The 21,434-nt window shown below is 65.5% G+C and carries 20 protein-coding genes; 4 read left to right on the top strand and 16 right to left on the bottom strand.

Annotated elements, in window-relative coordinates; all coding sequences use genetic code 11:
- Window positions 1-83: 83 nt before the first annotated feature.
- Window positions 84-425 (bottom strand): hypothetical protein, encoded by a 342-nt coding sequence (locus tag APS40_RS02035; protein WP_055045468.1) that lies wholly within the window; start codon window positions 423-425, stop codon window positions 84-86.
- Window positions 426-579: 154 nt separating this feature from the next.
- On the opposite strand from APS40_RS02035, the gene APS40_RS02040 reads away from it, so the two are divergent.
- Window positions 580-1,137: a sigma-70 family RNA polymerase sigma factor gene (locus APS40_RS02040; RefSeq protein WP_055045469.1), complete on the top strand. Its 558-nt coding sequence runs from the start codon at window positions 580-582 to the stop codon at window positions 1,135-1,137.
- Window positions 1,130-1,768, top strand: coding sequence for an NrsF family protein (locus APS40_RS02045; protein ID WP_055045470.1), 639 nt, complete (start codon window positions 1,130-1,132; stop codon window positions 1,766-1,768). The genes APS40_RS02040 and APS40_RS02045 overlap by 8 nt, the downstream gene beginning before the upstream one ends.
- 184 nt (window positions 1,769-1,952) lie before the next feature.
- Here the strand turns inward: APS40_RS02045 and APS40_RS02050 are convergent, their stop codons facing one another.
- Entirely contained in the window at window positions 1,953-2,606 is a 654-nt protein-coding gene (locus APS40_RS02050; protein WP_055045471.1) for a ThuA domain-containing protein, read from the bottom strand.
- A 285-nt stretch (window positions 2,607-2,891) separates the two neighbouring features.
- On the opposite strand from APS40_RS02050, the gene APS40_RS02055 reads away from it, so the two are divergent.
- Entirely contained in the window at window positions 2,892-4,748 is a 1,857-nt protein-coding gene (locus tag APS40_RS02055; protein ID WP_082434134.1) for a bifunctional metallophosphatase/5'-nucleotidase, read from the top strand.
- Window positions 4,749-5,043: 295 nt separating this feature from the next.
- On the opposite strand, the gene APS40_RS02060 is transcribed toward APS40_RS02055, so the two are convergent.
- The 9 genes from APS40_RS02060 to APS40_RS02100 form a co-directional block, all read right to left on the bottom strand.
- A complete protein-coding gene (locus APS40_RS02060) occupies window positions 5,044-5,559 on the bottom strand; it encodes a GNAT family N-acetyltransferase (RefSeq protein WP_055045472.1) in 516 nt (171 codons plus the stop codon).
- A gap of 4 nt (window positions 5,560-5,563) precedes the next feature.
- Window positions 5,564-5,815, bottom strand: a complete 252-nt coding sequence (locus APS40_RS02065; RefSeq protein ID WP_055045473.1) for a GlsB/YeaQ/YmgE family stress response membrane protein — start codon at window positions 5,813-5,815, stop codon at window positions 5,564-5,566.
- A gap of 244 nt (window positions 5,816-6,059) precedes the next feature.
- A complete protein-coding gene (locus tag APS40_RS02070; RefSeq protein ID WP_055045474.1) occupies window positions 6,060-7,106 on the bottom strand; it encodes a Gfo/Idh/MocA family protein in 1,047 nt (348 codons plus the stop codon).
- A gap of 81 nt (window positions 7,107-7,187) precedes the next feature.
- Window positions 7,188-8,234, bottom strand: coding sequence for a Gfo/Idh/MocA family protein (locus APS40_RS02075; RefSeq protein ID WP_055045475.1), 1,047 nt, complete (start codon window positions 8,232-8,234; stop codon window positions 7,188-7,190).
- A gap of 74 nt (window positions 8,235-8,308) precedes the next feature.
- Window positions 8,309-9,079, bottom strand: coding sequence for a ThuA domain-containing protein (locus APS40_RS02080; RefSeq protein ID WP_055045476.1), 771 nt, complete (start codon window positions 9,077-9,079; stop codon window positions 8,309-8,311).
- Between the two features lie 164 nt (window positions 9,080-9,243).
- Window positions 9,244-10,254: an ABC transporter ATP-binding protein gene (locus tag APS40_RS02085; protein WP_055045477.1), complete on the bottom strand. Its 1,011-nt coding sequence runs from the start codon at window positions 10,252-10,254 to the stop codon at window positions 9,244-9,246.
- A gap of 4 nt (window positions 10,255-10,258) precedes the next feature.
- A complete protein-coding gene (locus tag APS40_RS02090; RefSeq protein WP_055049519.1) occupies window positions 10,259-11,092 on the bottom strand; it encodes a carbohydrate ABC transporter permease in 834 nt (277 codons plus the stop codon).
- 5 nt (window positions 11,093-11,097) lie between these two features.
- Complete coding sequence (locus APS40_RS02095; RefSeq protein ID WP_442855860.1) at window positions 11,098-12,015, bottom strand: carbohydrate ABC transporter permease; 918 nt, start codon at window positions 12,013-12,015, stop codon at window positions 11,098-11,100.
- A 133-nt stretch (window positions 12,016-12,148) separates the two neighbouring features.
- Entirely contained in the window at window positions 12,149-13,414 is a 1,266-nt protein-coding gene (locus tag APS40_RS02100) for an ABC transporter substrate-binding protein (RefSeq protein ID WP_055045479.1), read from the bottom strand.
- Between the two features lie 490 nt (window positions 13,415-13,904).
- Between APS40_RS02100 and APS40_RS02105 the strand changes: the two genes are divergently transcribed.
- Window positions 13,905-14,927: a substrate-binding domain-containing protein gene (locus tag APS40_RS02105; RefSeq protein ID WP_055049520.1), complete on the top strand. Its 1,023-nt coding sequence runs from the start codon at window positions 13,905-13,907 to the stop codon at window positions 14,925-14,927.
- Between the two features lie 162 nt (window positions 14,928-15,089).
- On the opposite strand, the gene APS40_RS02110 is transcribed toward APS40_RS02105, so the two are convergent.
- The 5 genes from APS40_RS02110 to APS40_RS02130 all read right to left on the bottom strand — a co-directional run bounded on the left by APS40_RS02110 (window position 15,090) and on the right by APS40_RS02130 (window position 21,113).
- Window positions 15,090-15,872, bottom strand: coding sequence for a protein phosphatase 2C domain-containing protein (locus APS40_RS02110; RefSeq protein ID WP_197279412.1), 783 nt, complete (start codon window positions 15,870-15,872; stop codon window positions 15,090-15,092).
- A gap of 206 nt (window positions 15,873-16,078) precedes the next feature.
- On the bottom strand, window positions 16,079-17,176 hold the full coding sequence (locus APS40_RS02115) for a DUF1513 domain-containing protein (protein WP_055045481.1): 1,098 nt from the start codon (window positions 17,174-17,176) through the stop codon (window positions 16,079-16,081).
- 2 nt (window positions 17,177-17,178) lie between these two features.
- Window positions 17,179-18,252, bottom strand: a complete 1,074-nt coding sequence (locus APS40_RS02120; protein WP_055045482.1) for an imelysin family protein — start codon at window positions 18,250-18,252, stop codon at window positions 17,179-17,181.
- Window positions 18,252-19,763, bottom strand: a complete 1,512-nt coding sequence (locus APS40_RS02125) for a di-heme oxidoreductase family protein (protein WP_055045483.1) — start codon at window positions 19,761-19,763, stop codon at window positions 18,252-18,254. The genes APS40_RS02120 and APS40_RS02125 overlap by 1 nt, the downstream gene beginning before the upstream one ends.
- A 99-nt stretch (window positions 19,764-19,862) precedes the next feature.
- Window positions 19,863-21,113, bottom strand: a complete 1,251-nt coding sequence (locus APS40_RS02130; RefSeq protein ID WP_055045484.1) for an imelysin family protein — start codon at window positions 21,111-21,113, stop codon at window positions 19,863-19,865.
- Window positions 21,114-21,434: the final 321 nt, after the last annotated feature.

Consider the following 21,434-nt stretch of genomic DNA (forward strand, 5'->3'; position numbering starts at 1 on the left):
CCCCGATGGTTTCCGGCGTCGCTCCCCGCCTGCCCTTCTAGGAACGGCAGTTCGGGGAGCGATTGCAGCCTATCACGGATAGTTTATTGCGCCGGCGCCATGGCGCCCTCGGCCATGGGCGTCGCGGACATGGCGTCGCCCTGCATGGCGTCACCCTGCATCGCGCCGCCGCTCATCGCCATGTTGTGCTGGTCGTGGCAGAGCTTGGTGGCGTCGTCCTTCTTCATCGCATCGGCCTCCATGCCGGCCTTCTCGAGGCAGGCCTTCAACATCTCGTCCGGCGTCATCGCCATGGGATCGGCGGCCATGGCGTCGCCGGCCATCGGCTCGGCCGCCATCGGCGTCGCCATGGCGTCCTCGGCAGCGACGTTGCCCGCAAAGCCCAGAGCGGCCGCAAGGGCGAGGGCGGAAAGAATGGTCTTCATCGGAAATCTCCCGTTGGCCGCTCGTCGCGGCGGTTACGTGGAGAAGTTCGCGGTCGGGGCCCCGGCGGTTACCGTCGTCACGCGTTCGTGACAACGCGACAGATCTCGCCGCGCGGTGTAACCTTTCGGGCCTGGCGAACGAATTCAGGATTCAATGAGCGTCACCTCGGACATGGAAGCGCGGCTTCGCGCGCTGATGCTGAAGGCGCTCGAGGGCGACGCAGGCGCCTATCGCACGCTGCTCGAAGAGTTGCGCCGCTATCTGCGGCCATATTTCCTGCGCCGCCTCACCCCCGGTCTCGCCGCCAACAGCGACGATCTCGTGCAGGACACCCTGATGGCCATCCATACACGACGGCTGACCTATGACCGCGCCCAGCCGCTCACCGCCTGGGTGCATGCCATCGCCCGCTACAAGCTGATCGACCATTTCCGCCGCAGCAGGGTGCGCGCCACCGTGCCGCTGGAAGACGATGCCGCCTTGTTCGCCCGCGACGAGGCCGGCGACGCCAGTGCCAGGATGGACGTCGATGCGGTATTGGCCACCCTGCCCTCCCGCCCGGCCGAGCTGATCCGTCAGACCCGGCTGGAGGGCGCCTCGATCGCCGAGGCCGCGGCCCGCACCGGCATGTCGGAATCGGCAGTGAAAGTCTCGATCCATCGCGGGCTCAGGTCGCTCGCCGACCGTTTCGGAGGACGCTCCGATGAGTGACGACCTGCTCGACCGGCTGGTTGCCGACCTCAAGCCGACACCACCCGCCGCGCTGCCGGCCCGACTGTTCGGCTGGGCCGGCCTCGGCGTGGTGCTCTCGGCGCTGCTGATGCTGGCCTGGCTCGGTCCCCGGCCGGACATGATGGAAGCCCCCGGCACCATGATGTTCTGGACCAAGTTCGCCTATACCGCGATCTTCGCCGTGGTCGGCGGCGTCGCGGCGCTCAACCTGGCGCGTCCGGGCGGCAGCTTGCGCCGGCAGGTGATCGGACTTGCCATCCTGGTGCTGCTGGTCGGCGCCGGCGGCCTCGTCCAGCTCGTGCTGATGGGCCCCGACCAGATGAGCCGGCTGGTGATGGGCAGCACCGCCTTGCGCTGCCCGTTCTACATCGTCGCGCTCTCGGTCCCGATCTACGCCGGCATCGTCTTCGCCATGCGCCGCGCCGCCCCGACCAACCCGACCCTCGCCGGCTTTGCCGCCGGATTGTTCGCCGGCGGCGCCGGCGTCTGGGTCTACGCCTTTCACTGCACCGAAAGCGGCATGCCGTTCATTGCCATCTGGTACACGGCGGGCGTGCTGGCAACGGCGCTGCTCGGGGCGGTGATCGGGCGGTTTGTGTTGCGGTGGTAGGGGCCGGAGATCCCCGAAGCACACCAACGCCCGGCGCTGGCCGACCCCCACCCCTGATCCCTCCCCCTAAACATGGGGAGGGAGACCAAAACACGGGCGTCGAGGTTAAGCGTCTCCCTCCCCATGTTTAGGGGGAGGGATCAGGGGTGGGGGTCGGCGAGCACCGTGGCTCGGGGTGAAATGCCTAACCCTCGTCCCGAGCCGCCCAGTTGATCCCGCGGCGCAGGATCGTCGCCATGTGCGGGTTCTCGAACTCGGTGGCGCGATGCCCCAGGGTCGAGTGGAACACCTTGCCCGCCCCATATTGCCGTTTCCACACCACCGGCATCACCACGCCCTTGGTCCACGGCGCGTGCTGGCCGGAAAAGGTGGTGGTCGCCAGTACCTCGACCGAGGGGTCCATGTGCATGTAGTACTGCTCGGACGTGTAGGGGAACGAGGCCGGGATGCCCTGCATGATCGGATCCTCGGGCCTCGTCACCTCGACCGTATAGTCGATGATGTTGCCCGGGTGCGCCACCCATTGGCCGCCGACCACGAACTGATAGTCGACCGCGTCGCGGAACGCGTCGCTCATCCCGCCATGGTGCCCGGCGAGGCCGACGCCGCCTTCGATGGCTTTCACCAGGTTCGCCAGCGGCTCCTTCTCGATCTTGCTCATGGTGTAGATCGGGATGATCAGGCTGAGCTCGTGGATCGCCGGATCGGCGAACACCTGGAGATCGGTTTCCACCCGCACCGAATAGCCGTCCTCGTGCAGCCAGCGCCGGTAGAGGGCCGCGCATTCCTCGGGATCGTGCCCGTTCCACCCGCCCCAGACGATCAAGGCACTCCGCATAGTCGACTCCCGTAAGCTATGATCGGAAAGCTGCTGGCTTTCCCCCTTCCCATCGCCCGAACCGGCAATCGAAAGCGGCCGGAGAGTAACCGAACCGGCCGGGCATGGAAGCCCAAAAGCGTCACCCCACGGCCTTCCGCTCAGGGGCTTTCTATAGTTAACTCGTCGTTCCACTGGAGTTGCGGATGACGGCCAGCGGCATGCCTGATGCTTGTTACACCGGCGTTGCAATGCAGTGCGAGAAGGGTCCGGACCAACCGGAATCCACGATAAAGGGACAGAGATATGAAGAAGCTGTTGTTCGGCGCCGCGGCGCTGGCGCTGTCAGCCGGATTGACCGGCGCGGCGCAGGCCGAGTTCTCGCTCAAAATCCTCCACATCAATGATTTCCACTCGCGCTTCGAATCCATTACCGGCACTGACTCGACCTGCAACGCCGAAGGCGAGCAGAAGGGCGAGTGCTTCGGCGGCATCGCGCGCCTGAAGACCGCCATCGACGCCGAACGCGCCAAGGCCACGGCAGCGGGCGAGAACGTCGTGCTGTTCTCGGCGGGCGACGAATTCCAGGGGTCGCTGTTCTACACCCAGTACAAGTCCGAGATCGTCGCCGACTTCATGAACGACATGGGCTTCGACGTGGTCGCCACCGGCAACCACGAGTTCGACGACGGCCCGGCCGAGTTCGCCAAGTTCATCGCCTCGGCCAAGTTCCCGATCATCGGCGGCAATTTCGATACCACCAAGGACGCTGACCTCAAGGGTCTGCCCAAGGGCGTGATCGTCCTCAACATCGCCGGCGAGAAAGTCGGCGTCGTCGGCGCCACCACCGAGGATACCCCGGACATCGCCTCGCCCGGCCCGAACGTGGCGTTCGAGAGCGTCACCGAATACGTGAAGGGCGCCGTCGACGCGCTCGAGGGCGCGGGGATCAACAAGATCATCGTGGTCAGCCATATCGGCTACAACGTCGATCAGGACCTCGCCAAGGCCGTCTCCGGCATCGACGTGATCGTTGGCGGCCACACCCATACCTTCCTCGGCACCGGCAAGGGCGAGGCCGGCCCCTATCCCACGCTGATCAAGAACCCCGACGGCGTCGACGTGCCGATCGTCCAGGCCGGGCAATACGGCAAGGTGCTGGGCGACCTCACCGTCACCTGGGACGATGCCGGCAAGGTGGTTTCCGCCACCGGAGCGCCGATCCTGCTCGATGCCTCGGTGACGCCCGACCAGGGCTTCCTCGACCGCGTCGCCGAACTGGGCAAGCCGCTCGAGGCACTGAAGGCCGAAGTGATCGGCAACGCCACCGACGTCATCCAGGGCGACCGCAATGTCTGCCGTGTCGAGGAATGCTCGATGGGTAACCTCGTGGCCGACGCCCAGCTCGATCGTGTCGCCGACCAGGGCGTCACCATCTCGATCGCCAACTCGGGCGGACTGCGCGCCTCGATCGATGCGGGCGAGATCACCATGGGTGAAGTGCTGACGGTGCTGCCCTTCTCCAACACTCTCGCCACCTTCCAGCTCACCGGCGCCGACCTCGTCGCCTCGCTGGAAAACGGCGTCAGCCAGATCGAGGAAATCGCCGGCCGCTTCCCGCAGGTCGCGGGGCTGAAATACACCTTCGACAAGTCCAAGCCGGTCGGCTCGCGCATCTCCGACGTACTGGTCAAGGATGGCGACAACTGGGTGCCGATCGACCCCGCCAAGACCTACGGCATCGTCACCAACAACTATGTGCGCGGCGGCGGCGACGGCTACGAACTGTTCGGCACCAAGGCGGTAAATGCCTACGACTTCGGCCCACCGCTGGAAAAGGTGGTCGCCGACTACATCGCCAAACTCGGCGGCGACTACACGCCCTACACCGACGGCCGCATCACCGATGCCTCTCCGGCGGCGGCACCCGCACCGGCAGCTGAACCCGCGGCTCCGGCTGAAGCACCGGCGGCTCCGGCTGAAGCACCGGCGGCTCCTGCGACTACCGAGGCTCCGGTCACACCCGCCGTCCCGGCTCCGGCCGAGGCCCCCGCACCGGCGCCTGCCGAAGCCCCGGCTGCGCCGGCCGGGACACCGGCCATGGAAGCTCCGGCGATGGAGGCTCCCGCCATGGCCCCTGCCCCGGAGGCCCCGAAGCAGTAAGGCACATTGGGCGGCTAAAATATGCGAAGGGCGCCTCCGGCGCCCTTTGTTTTTGCGGACAAATCCACCGAAGAAGTCCCTGCAGGGCAGCCCCACGCACCGGCAGACACCCTCCCCTTGACGGGGAGGGATGGGTGGGGCGTGTCACGCGCTGGATGACGGCTGGAGGCGCGCGAAGCCGCACGCCCAATACCCTCCGCCCCCTACGAGCTCTGCCAGGTCGCTTGCGCTCCCAAGCTTCGCTCGACTCCCCCGTCAAGGGGGAGGTGGGCATCGAGTTTGGGGCTGCTCGCGCTCAGCGCTGAAACAGTACCACCTTGTCGTCGCCATAGATCGTGCGGGCGAACTCCTTGAAGCCGAGCCGGCCCGCGACCCGCATCGATGCGAGGTTGTCGACATTGATCAGGCAGGTCATCCGGCGGCCCGGGAACTGCGTCTCGGCCCAGCCGATCGCGGCCTGCATCGCTTCGGTGGCATAGCCCCAGCCCTGCGCCGACGGCATCAGCGCCCAGCCCGCTTCGAGCGTCCCCTCGAGCGACGGCTCGATGATGCGCCGGGCCTCGTGGAAACCGGCCTCGCCGACCAGTTGCCCGGACTCCTTCTCGAAGGTCGCGAAAAAGCCGAAGCCGAGATGCTGCCAGCCTCCTGCCCGGGTCAGGAAGCGCTGCCAGCTCTGCTCGCGGGTGAACACCCGGCCACCGATGAAATGCACCACGTCCGGATCCGCCCACATGGCGGCGAAAGCGTCGAAATCCTCAGGCGTATAGGCGCGGAGGATCAGCCGCTCGGTTTCGATCACTGGAATGTCCATGGCGTCAGCGCGGCCTCGCCAGCTGGCGCCAGATCAGCAGCACGATCACCGAGCCGACTATGGCGCCGAGGAAGTTGGCCGGCTCGCCCTGGTGCAGCCAACCGATCTGCTGGCCCAGCCAGGTCGCGACAAACGCCCCGACGATGCCGAGCACCGCGGTAAGGATGAAGCCGCGCGGCTTGGGATCGCCCGGCGTGATCAGTTTGGCGATGAACCCGACGATCAGACCGATCAGGATGACGCCGATGACTTCCATGTAACCCTCCCTGCCCGCCGCATAAATGGACCTGTGGTCGACGGGTTGCAATGGGGGCACCGCAGCAAACCGGATGCGAGCAGAACGACGGCAGGTGGCTGTGGACCCCCACCCCTGTCCCCTCCCCGCAAGGGGGAGGGAGACCCTCCCACTGACGTCTCGGCCCTATCGTCTCCCTCCCCCTTGCGGGGAGGGATCAAGGGTGGGGGTCAGCGCGCGCCGGCGCTTCGTCGCCCCCGCCCCCTCAATGCGTCGGCAGTTCCTTGCGCTGCTGCTCCGACACCGTCGCGAGGTCCAGCACCTTCTGCAGTTCCGCGGCATGGCGGAAGCTTGGCTCCTGCATCGTGCCGGTCTTCACCGCCTCGGCGAAGCGCTGGTAGTTGGTCGGCACCGGCGGGACCTCCATCTCTTCCCAGGTGCCGCTCTCGACGTTCTCCCCGAGGCAGACGCGCAGGCGCGAGCCGTCGTGGCGGTGCTGCACCTCGACGCCGCCCTTCTCTCCATAGACCCGCAGCCGCAGCTCGTTCATGTGGCCGGTGGCCCAGCGGCTGGCGTGGATCACGCCCAGGGCGCCATTGTCGAAATCCACCGCCATGGTGAAGCTGTCATTGGCGTCGAGTTCGTACTCGCCGATCTTGTTGCCGTCCGCCTTGTCGAAGGTCTTCAAACGCGCGAACACGTGCTCGATCTCGAGACCCGAGCCATAGGAGGCGAAATCGAGGATGTGCACGCCGATATCGCCGAGCACGCCGTTCGAGCCGTGCTTCTTCGACAGCCGCCATAGCCACTGCGATTCCGTGCGCCAATCGCCCCAGGCCTTGGACACCAGCCAGCTCTGCAGGTAGCTCGATTCCACGTGCTTGACCGCGCCGATGGCGCCCGAGAGCACGATCTCGCGCGCCTTCTGCAACTGTGCCACGTTCCGGTAGGTGAGGTTCACCATGTTGATCAGGCCCGATGCCTCGGCCACCTCGACCATCTCGAACGCCTTGGTGGCGTCGGTCGCCAGCGGTTTCTCGCAGAACACGTGCTTGCCGGCCTTGAGCGCTGCGATCGAGGTGGCGTGGTGGATCGAATCCGGCGTCACGTTGGCCACGGCGTCGAACTCGCCCCAGGCGATCGCCGCGTCGAGCGAAGCGAAGCCGTTCGGGATGTTGTGGGTGGTGTTGAACTTCTCGAGCCGGTTCGGATCGACGTCGACGCCGGCAACGACGCTGACCCCGTCGATGGCGGCAAAGTGCTTGGCGTGCTGGGCGGCCATGCCGCCTGTGCCGAGGATGAGCATGCGCATAGGTGTATTCCTTCGAGCTGGGGCGCCTGGATCGCCCGTGTACGTTGTTCTGTCGTTCGGGTCGGGCGCGGCGTCCGCGCGTCAGACCCGATGTTCCTTGCGGTCGAGATCGGCAATGAGCGCCAGGTCGAGGATTTTCTGCAGCCCCGCGGCATGGCGGAAGTCCGGGTCGTCCTGCACACCCGTCCGCACCGCTTCGACGAAGCGCTGGTAGTTGGTCTTGACCGGTTCGGCCTTCACTTCGCGCCACGTCGAGGTCGCGACATCCTCGCCGGCGCAGACCCTCAGCAGCGAGCCCCAGTGGCCGTGGCTCAGTTCCAGCCCGCCCTTGTTGCCGTAGACGCGCAGCCGCTGGTCGTTGGAATGGCCCGAGGCCCAGCGCGACGAGTGAATGGTGCCGATGGCGCCATTGGCGAATTCGGCCGAAATGATGAAGCTGTCATTGGCATCGAGCACATATTCGCCGATGCGGTCCCCCGGCACCTTCTGGAAGGTCTGCAGGCGCGAGTTCATGGCGACGATCGGCTGGCCGATGGCGAAGGTGGTGAAATCGAGAATATGGATGCCGATATCGCCGACCGTGCCGTTCGAGCCGTGGCCCTTGCTGAGCCGCCACAGCCAGGTGCCGGCGAGGTTGGCCGCATCGTTGAAATCACGCAGCGCCAGCCAGTGCTGCAGGTAGCTCGCCTCGATATGCTTGACCTCGCCGATCGCGCCCGAGGCAATGATCTCGCGCGCCTTGTGCAGCTCGGCGACGTTCCGGTAGGTGAGGTTGACCATGTTGATCAGCCCGGCCTGCTCGGCGGCCTCGACCATTTCCATCGCCAGCCCATAGTTCGGCGCCAGCGGCTTTTCGCAGAACACGTGCTTGCCGGCAGCAAGCACTTTCAGCGTCGTCGGGTGGTGGATCGAATCCGGCGTGATGTTGTCGACGGCATCGAAATCGCCCCAGGCGAGAGCGTCATCCAGCGACGAGAACCGGTTGGCGATGCCGTAAGTATCGCAGAACGTAGCGAGGTTCTCGGGGATGGTGTCGACGGCGCCCACCATCTGAACGCCTTCGATGGTCTGGAAGGCCTTGGCGTGGCTGTTGGCCATGCGGCCGGTACCGAGAATGAGGAGTCGCATCGCTTTGTCGGGGTTCGTGGTCGAGACGGGATAAGGGCCGCCCGGAGGCGGCCCTGAATCAGATCAGCGTAGCGTCACTTGGGGTGATGCGTCAGCTTGGCGCCGCGCTCGACGATGTGCTCGATCGCCTTGTCCACCGGAGTGTTCGGCGCCTTCAGCAGATGTGCGTGATTGTCCGGGTTGTAGGCCCAGTTCACCGCATTGCGCAGCACCTTGCCGACATTGGCGTCGTGATAGGTCGGATAGGTTTCGTGACCCGGGCGGAAGTAGAAGATGTTGCCGGCGCCGCGGCGATAGGTGAGTCCCGAGCGGAACACTTCGCCGCCCTGGAACCACGAGACAAACACCGTCTCGAGCGGCTCGGGTACCGAGAAGGGCTCGCCGTACATCTCTTCGTTCTCGAGTTCGAAATAGGGGCCGAGTCCCTTGGCGATCGGATGGCCCGGGTTCACCACCCAGATGCGCTCGCGCTCGCCGGCCTCGCGCCAGTGCAGGTTGGCCGGCGTGCCCATCAGGCGCTTGAACACCTTGGAGTGATGGCCGGAATGGAGCACGATCAACCCCATGCCTTCCCACACGCGCTGCACCACGCGCTCGACGATCTCGTCCTTCACTTCGCCATGTGCCGCGTGTCCCCACCACACCAGCACATCGGTGTTGGCGAGCTTTTCCACCGTCATGCCGTGCTCGGGATCCTGCAGGGTCACCGTGGTGGGGACGAGGTTCTTGTCCTCGCCGATCAGCGCGGCGATCTGGCCGTGCATTCCCTTGGGGTAGTTCTCGGCCACCGCCTTGTTCTTCTGCTCGTGGACATTCTCACCCCAGACGGTGACGCGGATCGGCATGGCGGGTCTCCTTGGTAATCGTGGAAAGGGCCGGACGATGGCTCCGGCCCCAGAATCTGAAATGATCGCTCAAAGCGGTTTGGTCGTCGGCGGGATTCACTGCATCCGCCGCTCGCAATTGACAAGCAAGTGCGGCGAAAATCAGTGATCCCCAGGCAATTTTGTCAGTTCCTGACCGGCTTGCCCGCCTTGTCGAAACGGTAGATCTTGCCGGGGATCGGGGCGATCGAGATGTCGGAGTCGGGCTGGTGGAGGTGGGTGCCTTCCTGGCGCACGATGATGGGGTCACCACCGGCGCCGATATCGACATAGACATAGCTGTCCGAGCCGAGGCTTTCGGAGTGCACCACCTTGCCCTTCCAGGCACCGTCGCGGTCGGCGATCTCGATATGCTCGGAGCGCACGCCGATGGTGTTGGCGCCGAACTTCGAAGCGATCTCGCCATTGAGGAAGTTCATCTTGGGCGAGCCGATGAAGCCGGCGACGAACAGAGATTGCGGGTTCTCATAGAGCTCGAGGGGCGTGCCCACCTGCTCGACCAGGCCGTCGCGCAACACGCAGATGCGGTCGGCAAGCGTCATCGCTTCGACCTGGTCGTGCGTCACGTAGACCATCGTCGAGCTGTTCATCTGGTGATGGAGCTTGGCGATCTCGAGCCGGGTCGCGACGCGCAGCGCCGCATCGAGGTTGCTGAGCGGCTCGTCGAACAGGAACACTTTCGGGTCGCGCACGATAGCGCGGCCGATGGCGACGCGCTGGCGCTGCCCGCCCGAGAGCTGCTTGGGCAACCGGGCCAGATACGGGGTGATCTGCAGCAGCTCGGCCGCCTTTTCCACCCGCTGCTTGATCGCTTCCTTGCTCGACTTGGCCAGCTCCATGCCGAACGCCATGTTCTCGTACACCGTCATGTGCGGGTAGAGCGCGTAGGACTGGAACACCATGGCAATGCCGCGCTTCGACGGTGCCAGCGCGTTGACCAGCGTGCCGTCGAAGGTCATCTCGCCCGAGGTGATGTCCTCGAGTCCGGCCATCAGGCGGAGCAGCGTGGACTTGCCGCAGCCGGAGGGGCCGACGAAGACCATGAACTCGCCCGAGAAGATTTCGAGATCGACGCCCTTGATTACATCGACGAGGCCGAAGGACTTCTTGATGTTCTTGAGTTCGATATGCGCCATGGATTTAGCCCTTTACGCCGCCGGCGGTCAGGCCGGAAATGATCTTGCGCTGGAAGACGAGGACGAGGATCACCAGCGGTACGGTGACGATCACCGATGCCGCCATGATCGCGCCCCACGGGATTTCGTGCTGCGTGCCGCCCGACAGCAGCGCAATGGCCACCGGCACGGTGCGGGTCGCATTGGACGAGGTGAAGGTCAGGGCGAACAGGAACTCGTTCCACGCTCCAATGAAGGCGAGCAGCCCCGTCGTCACCAGGGCCGGCCACATCAGCGGCATGAACACCCGGGTGATGATCACCCACGGCGTCGCGCCATCGACGATGGCCGCCTCTTCGATCTCGATCGGCAGATCGCGCATGAAGGTGGTGAGCACCCACACGGTGAACGGCAGCGTGAAGATGGTGTAGGAAAAGATCAGCGCCCAGGGCGTGTTGTAGATGCCGAGGAAGCGGATCACCTCGAACAGGCCGGCCAGCACCGCGATCTGCGGGAACATCGAGACCGCGAGGATGGTCATCAGGATCAGCCCCCTGCCCCGGAACCGCACCCGGCTCAGCGCAAACGAGGCGGTCACCGCCAGGAACAGCGCCAGCAGCACCGTGACCGAGGCGACGAAGATCGAGTTCAGCACGTTGCGCGGGAAATCGCCGACGTTCAGCACGGCCGCGTAATTGTCGAGCGAGAACGAGGTCGGCCAGTACGATACCCGGAACAGGTCGGTGCCTGATTTGAAGCTGGTCAGGATCGCGTAGTAGAACGGGAACACCGCCACCACCACGATGAACAGCACCAGCGCATAGAAGGCGACGCGCTTGGTGATCGCCCACAGGTCCATCGTCATCAGCGGTCTCCCCCGTCGAACCGGACCTTGCCCAGCCAGATATAGAGCCCGGTCATCACCGCGATCATCAGGAACAGCAGCGTCGACTGCGCCGAGCCGTAGGCGAACTTGTCGAAATCGAACAGGTTCTCGCGCGAAATCACCGACATGGTCTTGGTGGCCTTGCTGTTGGGCGTCAGCACGTAGATCAGGTCGAAGATGCGCATGGCGTCGAGCAGGCGGAAGATCACCGCCACCATCACCGCCGGCCGCACCAGCGGCAGGGTCACCTTGAAGAACACCTTGACCGGGTGGACGCCGTCGATCTTGGCCGCCTCATACACATCCTTGGGCACCATCTGCAGCCCAGCGAGGATGAGCAGCGCCATGAACGGCGTGGTCTTCCAGATATCGACGATCAGCACCGCGGTCATCGCGGTATCGGCCGTGGCCGTCCAGGCGACTTTCTGGCTGATGATGCCGAGGCTCAGGAACAGGTCGTTGATGATGCCGAACTGGTCGTTCAGCATCCAGCTCCACATCTTGGCCGAGACGATTGTCGGGATGGCCCACGGGATCAGGATGGCGGCGCGCACGATGCCGCGCCCCTTGAATTCGGCGTTGAGCACCAGCGCCACGATCATGCCGATGACGGTTTCGAGCGTCACCGAAATCACCGCGAAGCGCAGCGTATTGCCCACTGCGTTCCACCAGGCCGGATCGACCAGGAGGCCGGAAAATACCGTGCGGCCGCTCTTCAGCGTGGTCCAGCTCAGGTAATTCTTGAAGCCGACGAAATCGCCGCCATAGAGGTTGTTCAGCGAGGTGTTGGTCAGCGAAAAGTAGATCGTCCTGAGCAGCGGCCACCCCGCGACGATGGCCAGCGCCACCAGCATCGGCACCAGGAACCACATGGCCGCGGCAACGCGCGACTTCATCAGCTCGGACTGGATCTTGGGCTGCGTGCGAACGACGGTACCGGCTGTGGCTTCAGCGGTCATTGGCTCCCCCTGCTGCAGAGACAACGGCACGGGCAGCTGGCGCCGCCCGTGCCGGATCGTCAGGCGCGCCTTACCAGGCGGCGCCCTTGAGTTCCGTCAGCTTGGCCTCGAGCAGTTCGAGGTTCTCGGCGCCGGTGCCATTGCCCGAGAGCGTGTCATGCACCGCCGACCAGAACAGCGAGGAGACCTCGTTGTACTTGAGACCGGTCGGGCCCGACGGACGCGGCACCGCATTCAGGAACACATCCTTCCACAGCGGGATGATCGGCGCCTTGGCGGCGACGTCGGCATCGTCATAGGTCGCCATCAGGGTCGGCAGGTTGGTCTGCTCGATGGCGCGACGCTTCTGCTCGTCGGGCGACGACAGGAACTTCACCAGACGGATCGCCGCGTCCTGATCCGGCGAGTACTTTGACACAGCGAGGTTCCAGCCGCCCAGCGTCGCCGCCGGAGTGTCGCCCTCGGCGCCGACCGGCAGCGTGGTGACGTCGAACTTGCCCTTCACCGCCGAGTCGTCGCCATTGCCCAGGCCATAGGCATAGGGCCAGTTGCGCATGAACACGGCATTGCCCAGCTGCCACACGCCGCGGCTTTCTTCTTCGCCATAGGCGAGGACGCCATCGGGCGAGATCGTGCCGACCCAACCCTTGGCCCGGTCGATCGCCGCAGCGGCTTTCTCGTTGTTGATCGAGATCGTGCCATCGGGCTCGACGATCTGGCCGCCACCCGAGGACTTCACCCACTCGAGGGCGTCGCAGGTCAGGCCTTCATAGGCATTGCCCTGCCACACGAAGCCCCACATGTCCTTGTTGCCGGCGGCGCGCTCGCCGTCCTGGATTTCCTTGGCGGTCGCCGCCAGTTCGTCCCAGGTCTTGGGCACGGACTTGCCGTACTTCTCGAGCAGGTCCTTGCGGTAGTAGAGCGCTGGAGCGTCGGTGAACGAGGGGAGCGCCACGAGCTTGCCGTTGGCGGTCTGCGACTCGACGATCGCCGGGAAATACCCGCCGATGATGTCCTTGGTCGCCTCGGTCAGGTCGGTGAGGTGATCGGCGAGCTGCGGGGCCCAGATCACGTCGGTGGTGTAGACGTCGATGTCGGTATTGCCCGCGGCCAGCCACAGCTTGTACTGGCCAAACTGGTCGGACGTCGACGACGGCATCGGCACGATCGTCACCTTGTCTTCCGGATTGGCCGCCATGTAGCGCTCAACTTGGCCCTGCAGGAACTGCAGGCCGGTGCCGGTGTCGCCCAGCACGATCTGCAGATCGGCTGCCTGGACCGTCGCAACGGCCGACACGCCGGCCAGCAGGCCGAGCATCAAGGACTTCATCTTCATTATTCTTCCTCCCAAAGGACAGACATGACCGGGAGGCAGCCAAACGCGATCGACGCCTTGCGGCGCAGATCGGCAGTCAGTTCCTCCCACCAAAACGCCGCGATCGAGGGCTGATCTTACAGCCGAACTCTTCCAAAGCGCTTTGAGTGGAAACCTATCCAGAGGGGTCAAATGCTGTCAAGCAGGATTCGCCCGCCAATCGTTAACGTCACAATTGACGATAGAAATACGCACGATATTTCAATATGTTGCACGGACCGCCGAGTTAACGCCGCCAAACCACCGCAATCTGCGTGAGGTACGAACATCAGAAATGATGGGGCCGTTACGACCTGACGATCGTGTTTTCAAACTGCCTTGCGTTTGCTTTTCAAATCGCTTTGAATGCGGCCCTTGGTGAGGAGGGCGTCTGGCTGTAGGCTCCGCTTGGGGCTTGGTTCGCGAGTGGAACACCACCGCGCGCCGCAGTAGGCGCGAAACGCATTTGGTGATGAAACTCAAAGACTTGGCCGCGGAGCTGGGGCTGTCGCAGACGACGGTCAGTCGTGCCCTGAACGGCTTTCCGGAGGTCAACGAGGCGACCCGCCAGCGCGTCAGCGAGGCGGCCCGCCGGCACGGCTATCGGGCCAATGTCAGTGCCCGCCGCCTCGCCACCGGCCGCTCCGGGGCCATCGGCGTCACCCTGCCCCTGCAGCGCTCGCTGCATTTCGGGCCGCACACCTCGGAGTTCCTCTCCGGCATTTCCGAGCGCATGGCGCAGCACGATATCGACATCGTGGTCACCCCGATCGATGCCGATGACGAAGTGCCGGTGTTCCGCCGCCTCGTCGCCAGCAAGCGCGTCGACGCCCTGGTGCTGTCGGCCCCGACGCCCGATGACGAGCGCATCGCGGCGCTCACCGAACTCGGCATGCCGTTCCTGATGCATGGGCGCGCCGACAAGGTCAAAATCCCGCACGCCTGGCTCGATATCGACAACGAGGGTGCCTTTCGCCGCGCCACCAGCCACCTGCTCGATCTCGGCCATACGCGCATCGCCATGATCAACGGGCCGGAAGACCAGACCTTCGCCATTCACCGCCTGCGCGGCTTCCGCAGCGCCATCGAGGCCCGCGGGCTCACGCCCGATCCGCAACTGATCGGCGGCGGCCGCTTCACCGACGAGAACGGCTTCCGCCTGGCGCAGGCATTTCTCGAGCGTCGCCCCCGCCCCACCGCCTTTCTCGCCGGCTCGATGATGACGGCGCTCGGCGTCTTCCGCGCCATCCGGCTCGCCGGGCTGGAACTGGGCAGGGACGTGTCGATGATCGCCCACGACGACGTCTTCCCCTATCTCAACGCCGACAACATGGTCCCCTCGATGTCGACCACCCGCTCCTCGATCCGCGCCGCCGGCGCCCGCATCGCCGAGCTGCTGCTGCAGATGCAGGACGGCAAGCCACCGGAATCGATCCACGAACTCTGGCCGGTGGAACTGGTGCTGCGCGAGTCGACGGGGCCGGCGCCGAAGTAGGCTAGCTTCACAGAGCCGGTGGCTGTGGACCCCCACCCCTGTCCCCTCCCCGCAAGGGGGAGGAGACCCTCACACTGATATCGCAGTCCGCGTCTCCCTCCCCCTTGCGGGGAGGGATTAAGGGTGGGGGTCCACAGCCACCGGCTCATCCCACTAGCCCCCTCACCCCGACGGCATTAGCCCCGGCACCGGATTGTCCACCTGCCAGGCGATCACCGTGGAGCTGTCGGCGCCGCCCAGCCGATGCACCTCCGCAAGCATGGCGGCAATCGACCCAGACAAGCCAACCGGCGACAGCAGCTCGCGGCTGAGCCGTGCCGGATCCTCGAACGGCCGGTCGCCGACCTCCAGCAGCCCGTCGGTCACCATGGCGATTGTGTTGATCCCCTGCCGCAGTTGCCGGATGCCGGTGGAAAAGCACGGCACCTCGAGCGCGAGGCTGCTCCGCTCCCCGACCCACTCGAAATAGTTGCGCACCGTGAGGGTGAACTGCCCCAGCCGCCGGAGTTCGGGATGCAGCAGATAGAGCTGGTTGTCGCCGATCGACAGCCACATCAGGTAACCGCCACGCTGGAAGCAGACGAGGCACGCCGTCTCGCCACGAACCCGCGCCAGGCGGTCGACACCGCCGAGCAGCAGTCGCGTCACCGCCCCCTGCACGTCCAGCAGCGATGGTTCGGGCCGCTCGATCAGCGCCAGCAATTCCGCCTTCCCAGTTTCGAACAGCTCGAGCACTGCATCGGCGCTCTCCGAACTGGCGTGCGCGTCGAGGATGACAGCGAAGACCCAGTCCTTGCCGGCCCACACCAAGGCCGCATCCTCGTTCTTGCTAGCGCCCATCCTGGCATTGCCACCACAAAGGCCGATGGCGACCTGTCCGGCTGCGTGAATGCGTGGCCCGGCAAGGCACGGATCGGCTCTGCCGCTCCAGACGAAATCCTGCATGATATGCCCCCTGCGGTTCGTTACGATAGCATCACAAGTGCCCAAGGCGCTCCCTTTGCCCTGTCCGTGCAAAGTGCGTCCCCTCGCCCCTCTGGGGAGAGGGCCAGGGTGAGGGGCAGCCAAGCACGCGGGGCGTGCCTCGATCATGGAATATCTGGGCCACGCCGGACGCGCTTGTCGTGCCCTCCAGCGCCGACCCTCCCCGCCTAAACCGCTCTCAACAGCCGCAGATGATTGTCGAAATTCAGCTCGAATGTCGTCAGCGGCGCCGGCGAGCCGGCGAGGCCGTCCAGCGCCCCGGTGCCGCTCGAGGCCAGCAGCCCAACGCTGTCGGGCGCAATGCCGCAGCCGCTCTCGAGCCCCAAGCTGGCGACGACCGTCGCCGTATCGGGGTCGATGGCGAGAATGGTGCTGCCCTCCGGCGAGGAGACGCCGATCAGCCCGCCATCGGCCGAGGCGGCGACCGAGCCGATATAGTTGCGCAGTTCGGCAAGCGTCGTGCGGGGCAGCTCGATCAGCTGGATCTTGCCGTCACGCGTGGCGTAGCCGACCAGTTGCGGACGATCGACCGCCGGTCCGCGGAACTGACAGCCGAACCACACGCGGCCTTTATGGTCGAATGCCATATGGCGGATCGACAGCTGATGCAGCCCGCCATCGAGCCGCAATTGCCCGATCAGGTCGCCCGAGCGCCGGTCGACGAAAACGATCGAGGGGTCCATGGTCTCGAGGTTGAGCTCGGCTCGGCCATAGTCGGGGTGCGTCTCGATCCCGCCATTGGCGACGACGAAGGTCTCGCCGTCGGGCATCAGCAGCATCTCGTGCGGGCCGGTGCCGAAAGTGTTGAATTCGCCGATCCGCCTGTAGCCGCCGGCGACGTCGTAGACGCCGATCACCCCGCGCGCGTTGTGGAAATCGTTCTCGGTCGCATAGAGCAGCTTGCCGTCGGGCGAGAAGGCGCCGTGGCCGAAGAAGTGCCGACCCTCGACGCTCGTCAGCGTCTTCGGCTTCACCGCGCCACGGGGATCGAAGATCACCGCGAAAGTGCCGGGCTGGCGGGCGAACACCACCCCCTGCCCCGTGGCCGGCGAGAAGGTGATGTCGTGCCCGCGGTCGGGCAGGTCGACGGTCGAGATCACTGCCCCCGCCTCGTTCACCAGCACGGCGCCGAACCCGCCCTCGCGCTTCTGGATCGAGGAGGCAAAGACCAGTTCGGCCCGCTCCAGCGCCTCGGCGCGGCGCGGCAGCAGCGCCGCGGCGAACCCGGCTCCGGCAGCTTTGAGAAAGGCCCGGCGCTGCCACATGGTCAATCTCCGTCGAGCGACGAGAACCCGACCGACAGACCCAGCGCCGCCGCGAGGTTCTCGCCCAGAATGGTATCGAGCGACTGGGTCACGATCACCAGGTAGTCTAGCGCCTTTTTCTGCTTGGGGTCCGTCAGCGCCTGCTCCAGCGGCGCCGTCACCGCCTTGCCGGCCCGTTCGGCATTGCCGAACTCGAAGCTGGCGCTGTTGGCAACCCAGAGCTGGTCCGCCGGCACCGCCTCGGCGATGCGGGATTTCTCCAGCAGCGCCTGCAGCCCTTCGAAATTGGCGACGATCGAGGGCACGGTCATATCCGAGCGCCAGAACAGTGCCGATTTCGGCTTCGCCGCCGCGCCGTCGCGACCGAGGAATGGCAGCAGCCGCTGGTCGCGGACCGTCTCGGTGCCGTGCGCGAGCAGCCCGGTCAGCGCCTCGGCGACCTCGCGAAAGCTGCGATAGTCCGGATCGCTCTCCGACGGCGCGAGCAGGCGCTTGGAAATCCCCTCGGGGTCGTTCCACTCCGACGACAGCGTCGCCGCGGTTGCCGCCTGCAGCGTCGTGATGGCCCGCGCATAGCGACAACGGAAATCGCCGTCGGCGCTCGTCAGCTGCTCGGCGCCGGTGCCGAACAGCAGGAACTCGAGCGCTCCCAGCCCCTGCATGGCGACGCTCTTGTTGCCGAGCTTGCCGGGGTCGGTGGCATCGGGCTCGGCATTGGCGAGCACGCCCTGCACCTGCTTCAGCGCAATGCCCTTCCGGTCGGGCCAGAACAACACCTTGTCGTAGCGGTTTTCCACCATCAACGGTCCGAGCCGATAGAGCTCGACCCGCGACCAAGCGGTGACCGCAGCCTTGAACTGCGTGCGGGCCGCCGCCAGCGTTGCCTCGGACGGCGTGCCGCAGAGCGCGGCGACATCGCGCTCCAGCCCCGTCGTCTCCACCGCGTATTGCGCGAACCCGGGCCGGATCGCCTCGGTGATCGCCAGCGACACCACCTGCTCGGCGGTGAGCTTCGGTTCCTCGGCCGCAACCGGAACGGCCGCCAGTGCGAGGAGAAAGACAAACAACAGGCGCATCACAGCGACTCCAGGAAAGCGATTAGATCATCGCGCTGGGATTTCGGCATGTTTGCGAACGCATCGCGCGATTTCTGCGCCTCGCCGCCATGCCAGAGAATGGCCTCGGTAAGGTTGCGCGCCCGCCCGTCATGCAGGAACTCGGTATGGCCGGAGACCGCCTCGGTGAGCCCGATCCCCCAGAGCGGCGGGGTCTTCCACTCATATCCGTCGGCATCGCCCTCGGGGCGGTTGTCGGCCAGCCCCTCGCCCATGTCGTGCAGCAGCAGGTCGGTATAGGGCCAGATCAGCTGGAACTTGTGCGCCTCGGTCGGCGCTTGGCGCGAGGTCACGTATTTCGGCGTGTGGCAGGCCGTGCAGTTGGCGCTGTAGAACGCCTGCTTGCCGCGCAGCACCTGCGGGTCGCCGACCTTTCGGCGTTGCGGCACGCCCAGGTTCTGCGAATAGAAGGTCACGAGGTCGAGCACCGGATCGGGCGCCTCGGATACGCCCAGTCGCGCCTGCTCGCCGGTCGGCGCGGCGAGGCACTCGGCTTCAGCCGCGGTGCAATCGCCATGAGGCTTCATCACCAGCGGCGTCGAAATCCCGATATCGCCGGCAAACGCATCGGCCGACTGCGCCCGGATGCTGGCAGCGCCCGCCTTCCAGCCGAAGCGGCCCACTTCGCGCTGCCCGCTCAGCGGGTCGAGCACCATGTTGGGGCGACCGGAAATGCCATCGCCGTCGCGATCGTCCGCGTCGGCTCTGGCGAGAAGGTCTTCGGCCGGGATCTGCTCCAGCAGCCCGAGCCCGATCATCTGCGGCGCCACGCGCGGGCTCAGCATCACATCCTCGGCCATCGGGCCATAGGCGAGGTCGGCAACCGAATAGCTCGGCCGGCGCAGCGTAACCACCGTGCCATCGCCCAGCGTCACCGGCTCGTCGGCATAGCTGATCACCATCCGGCCCTCGGGCTTGATCCCCTGGATGGCGAAATTCTGCAGCTGGCCGCCATAGGTCGGCTCGGCAATCACCTTGGCGCCACCATCAGCCAGGGTCGTGCGGTCGGCCTCGTCCCGCGGCGGAATCGACAGCCTGAGGAACATCGACGCCGCATCGTCGTCCGGCCCGGCCGGGGTGTGCCCCCGCCCGTCCTTGAGGTGGCAGTTCTGGCAACCCCGCGCGTTGAACAGTGGGCCCAGCCCGTCCGAAGCCTCGGTGGACGCCGGCGCCGACACCCAGAGCTTGGTGAACAGCCCATTGCCCAGCTTGAACGTCTCTTCCTCGGCAAAGCTCAGATTTGCCGACGAGAACGAAAAGATGTCGCGATTGACCCGCTTCTTCACGGTCGCGGCGCCGGCCGGCAACTGCTCGAAATTCTCCGGCTTGGAGAAATCGGTGGTCGGCGCGGTGACGCTGCGGACCCGCTGGAGGTCCTTGGGCGTCAAATCGGAACGGGTCCCGCCGTCGCTGGCGACGGCGAGACCCGCAATAAGGGTTATGACCAGGAAAACGGTCAAGCGCTTGTGCATGTCTCGCACTCTAGGCTTCCCGGCCATGGGTCGGGATGAAACGCAGCAGCGCGGATTCTGGCAACCCGCGATGCTGATAAAGCTCTGGAAAACGTGCCCTTACTGGAACACGGCATCCGGGTTGGTCAGGCTGTCCGACTGCTCGATGGTCACCGTGTCGCCCAGGTTGAGCAGCGCCACGGCGCGCTCGATACCACGGGTCTGGGCGATCAGGCCATCGATCGCCGCCTGCACGACGGCGTTCCCTTCGGTGTTCCCCTCGCCGATCATCTGGTCGTATTTCTCGACCGTATCGCCCCGGGTCTTCATGATTTCCATCTTGGCGACGGTGTCCGCCAGGAGTCCCTTGATCTCGGTGTCGAGCGCGGCGTCCTTGGCGGCGATCAGTTCGGAAATCGAGGCGCCGGACACGACACTGCCGTCGATCCGGGTATACTTGCCCAGATAGACGTTCTGCACGCCGATCGCGTCATAAAGGTGCGAGATGTAGGTGTTGTCGGAAAAGCAGTCATGCTCCTCTTCCGGATCGTGCAGCAGCAGCCCCAGCTTCATGCGCTGGCCGGCCACTTCGCCGAACGACAGCGACCCCATGCCGGTAAGAATGGTGCCGAGCCCGCTATCGGCCAGGGCGAGGCGTGCCGCACCGCCCTCCTGCCAATTGCCCACCATCTCCTCAAGGTCGGTGACCAAGAGGTCCGTCGCCGCGTCCAGATACTGGGCGCGCCGCTTGGCGTTGGCCTCGGTCGAGTAATCGGTGAACGGCCGCTCGCCGGCGCCGGGTCCGGTGCCGTGCAGGTCCTGCCCCCAGAGCAGGAACTCGATGGCGTGATAGCCGGTCGCGACATTGGCTTCGATCCCACCGGCTTCCTGCAACGTATCCTGTAGAAAGGCCGGCGTGATCTCCGACGCGTCGACGTCCTTGCCGGCGATATTCAGCCTGGTGTTGGCGATCACATTGGCGGTGTAGAGCCCGTTCTCGTCGCTCTCGGTGCCGTAGGAGGCATCGACATAGTCGATCAGGCCCTCGTCCAGCGGCCAGGCATTCACCCTGCCCTCCCACTCGTCGACGATGGCATTGCCGAAGCGGTAGGCCTCGGTCTGTTGATACGACGGACGCGAAGCCCGCCAGGCGTCGCGCGCCGCGTTCAGCGTTGCCTCGCTCGGGTTGGCGATCAGCGCGTCGGTAGCGGCGTCGAGCGCCTTGGCGGTGGTGAGCGCATCCTCGTAGCCGGCAAGCGCAATATCGGCATAGGTCTTGAGGATGGCGTCGGCCGTGGGTTCGGCGGCATTGGCAAGGCCGGCGCTCATCGCCGCCATGCCGATCGAGAGGGCCAGCGTGCTGATCTTCATTGCGGGAAATCTCCTGGGGGCGGGCCCCTCAGGCCCGTTGCTGCGCGCGGCCTATCAAAGTGGATACTCAGGTTCAAGAAATATCGACCCAGCTTGGAACGGCTCTAAACTGCCGCTGCTGCCGCCCATCTCGACTCGTCCAAGCAAAACGGGCACTGTCACAATTGTCACAATTGGCTTCGGAGGGGGTCCGAACGCTGTATCGCCTGCGCCGCCTGACTTTGCCGGGGCCATGGAGCGTCCCGCATTCCACTGGTCGCCTCGCGGTGTCACGTGGCTGTCATACGGCCAAAATAGGTGAAGCGCGGCTTTAGGGGCTCC

Origin of the sequence: Devosia sp. A16, assembly GCF_001402915.1 — a bacterium.
Classification (GTDB): domain Bacteria; phylum Pseudomonadota; class Alphaproteobacteria; order Rhizobiales; family Devosiaceae; genus Devosia_A.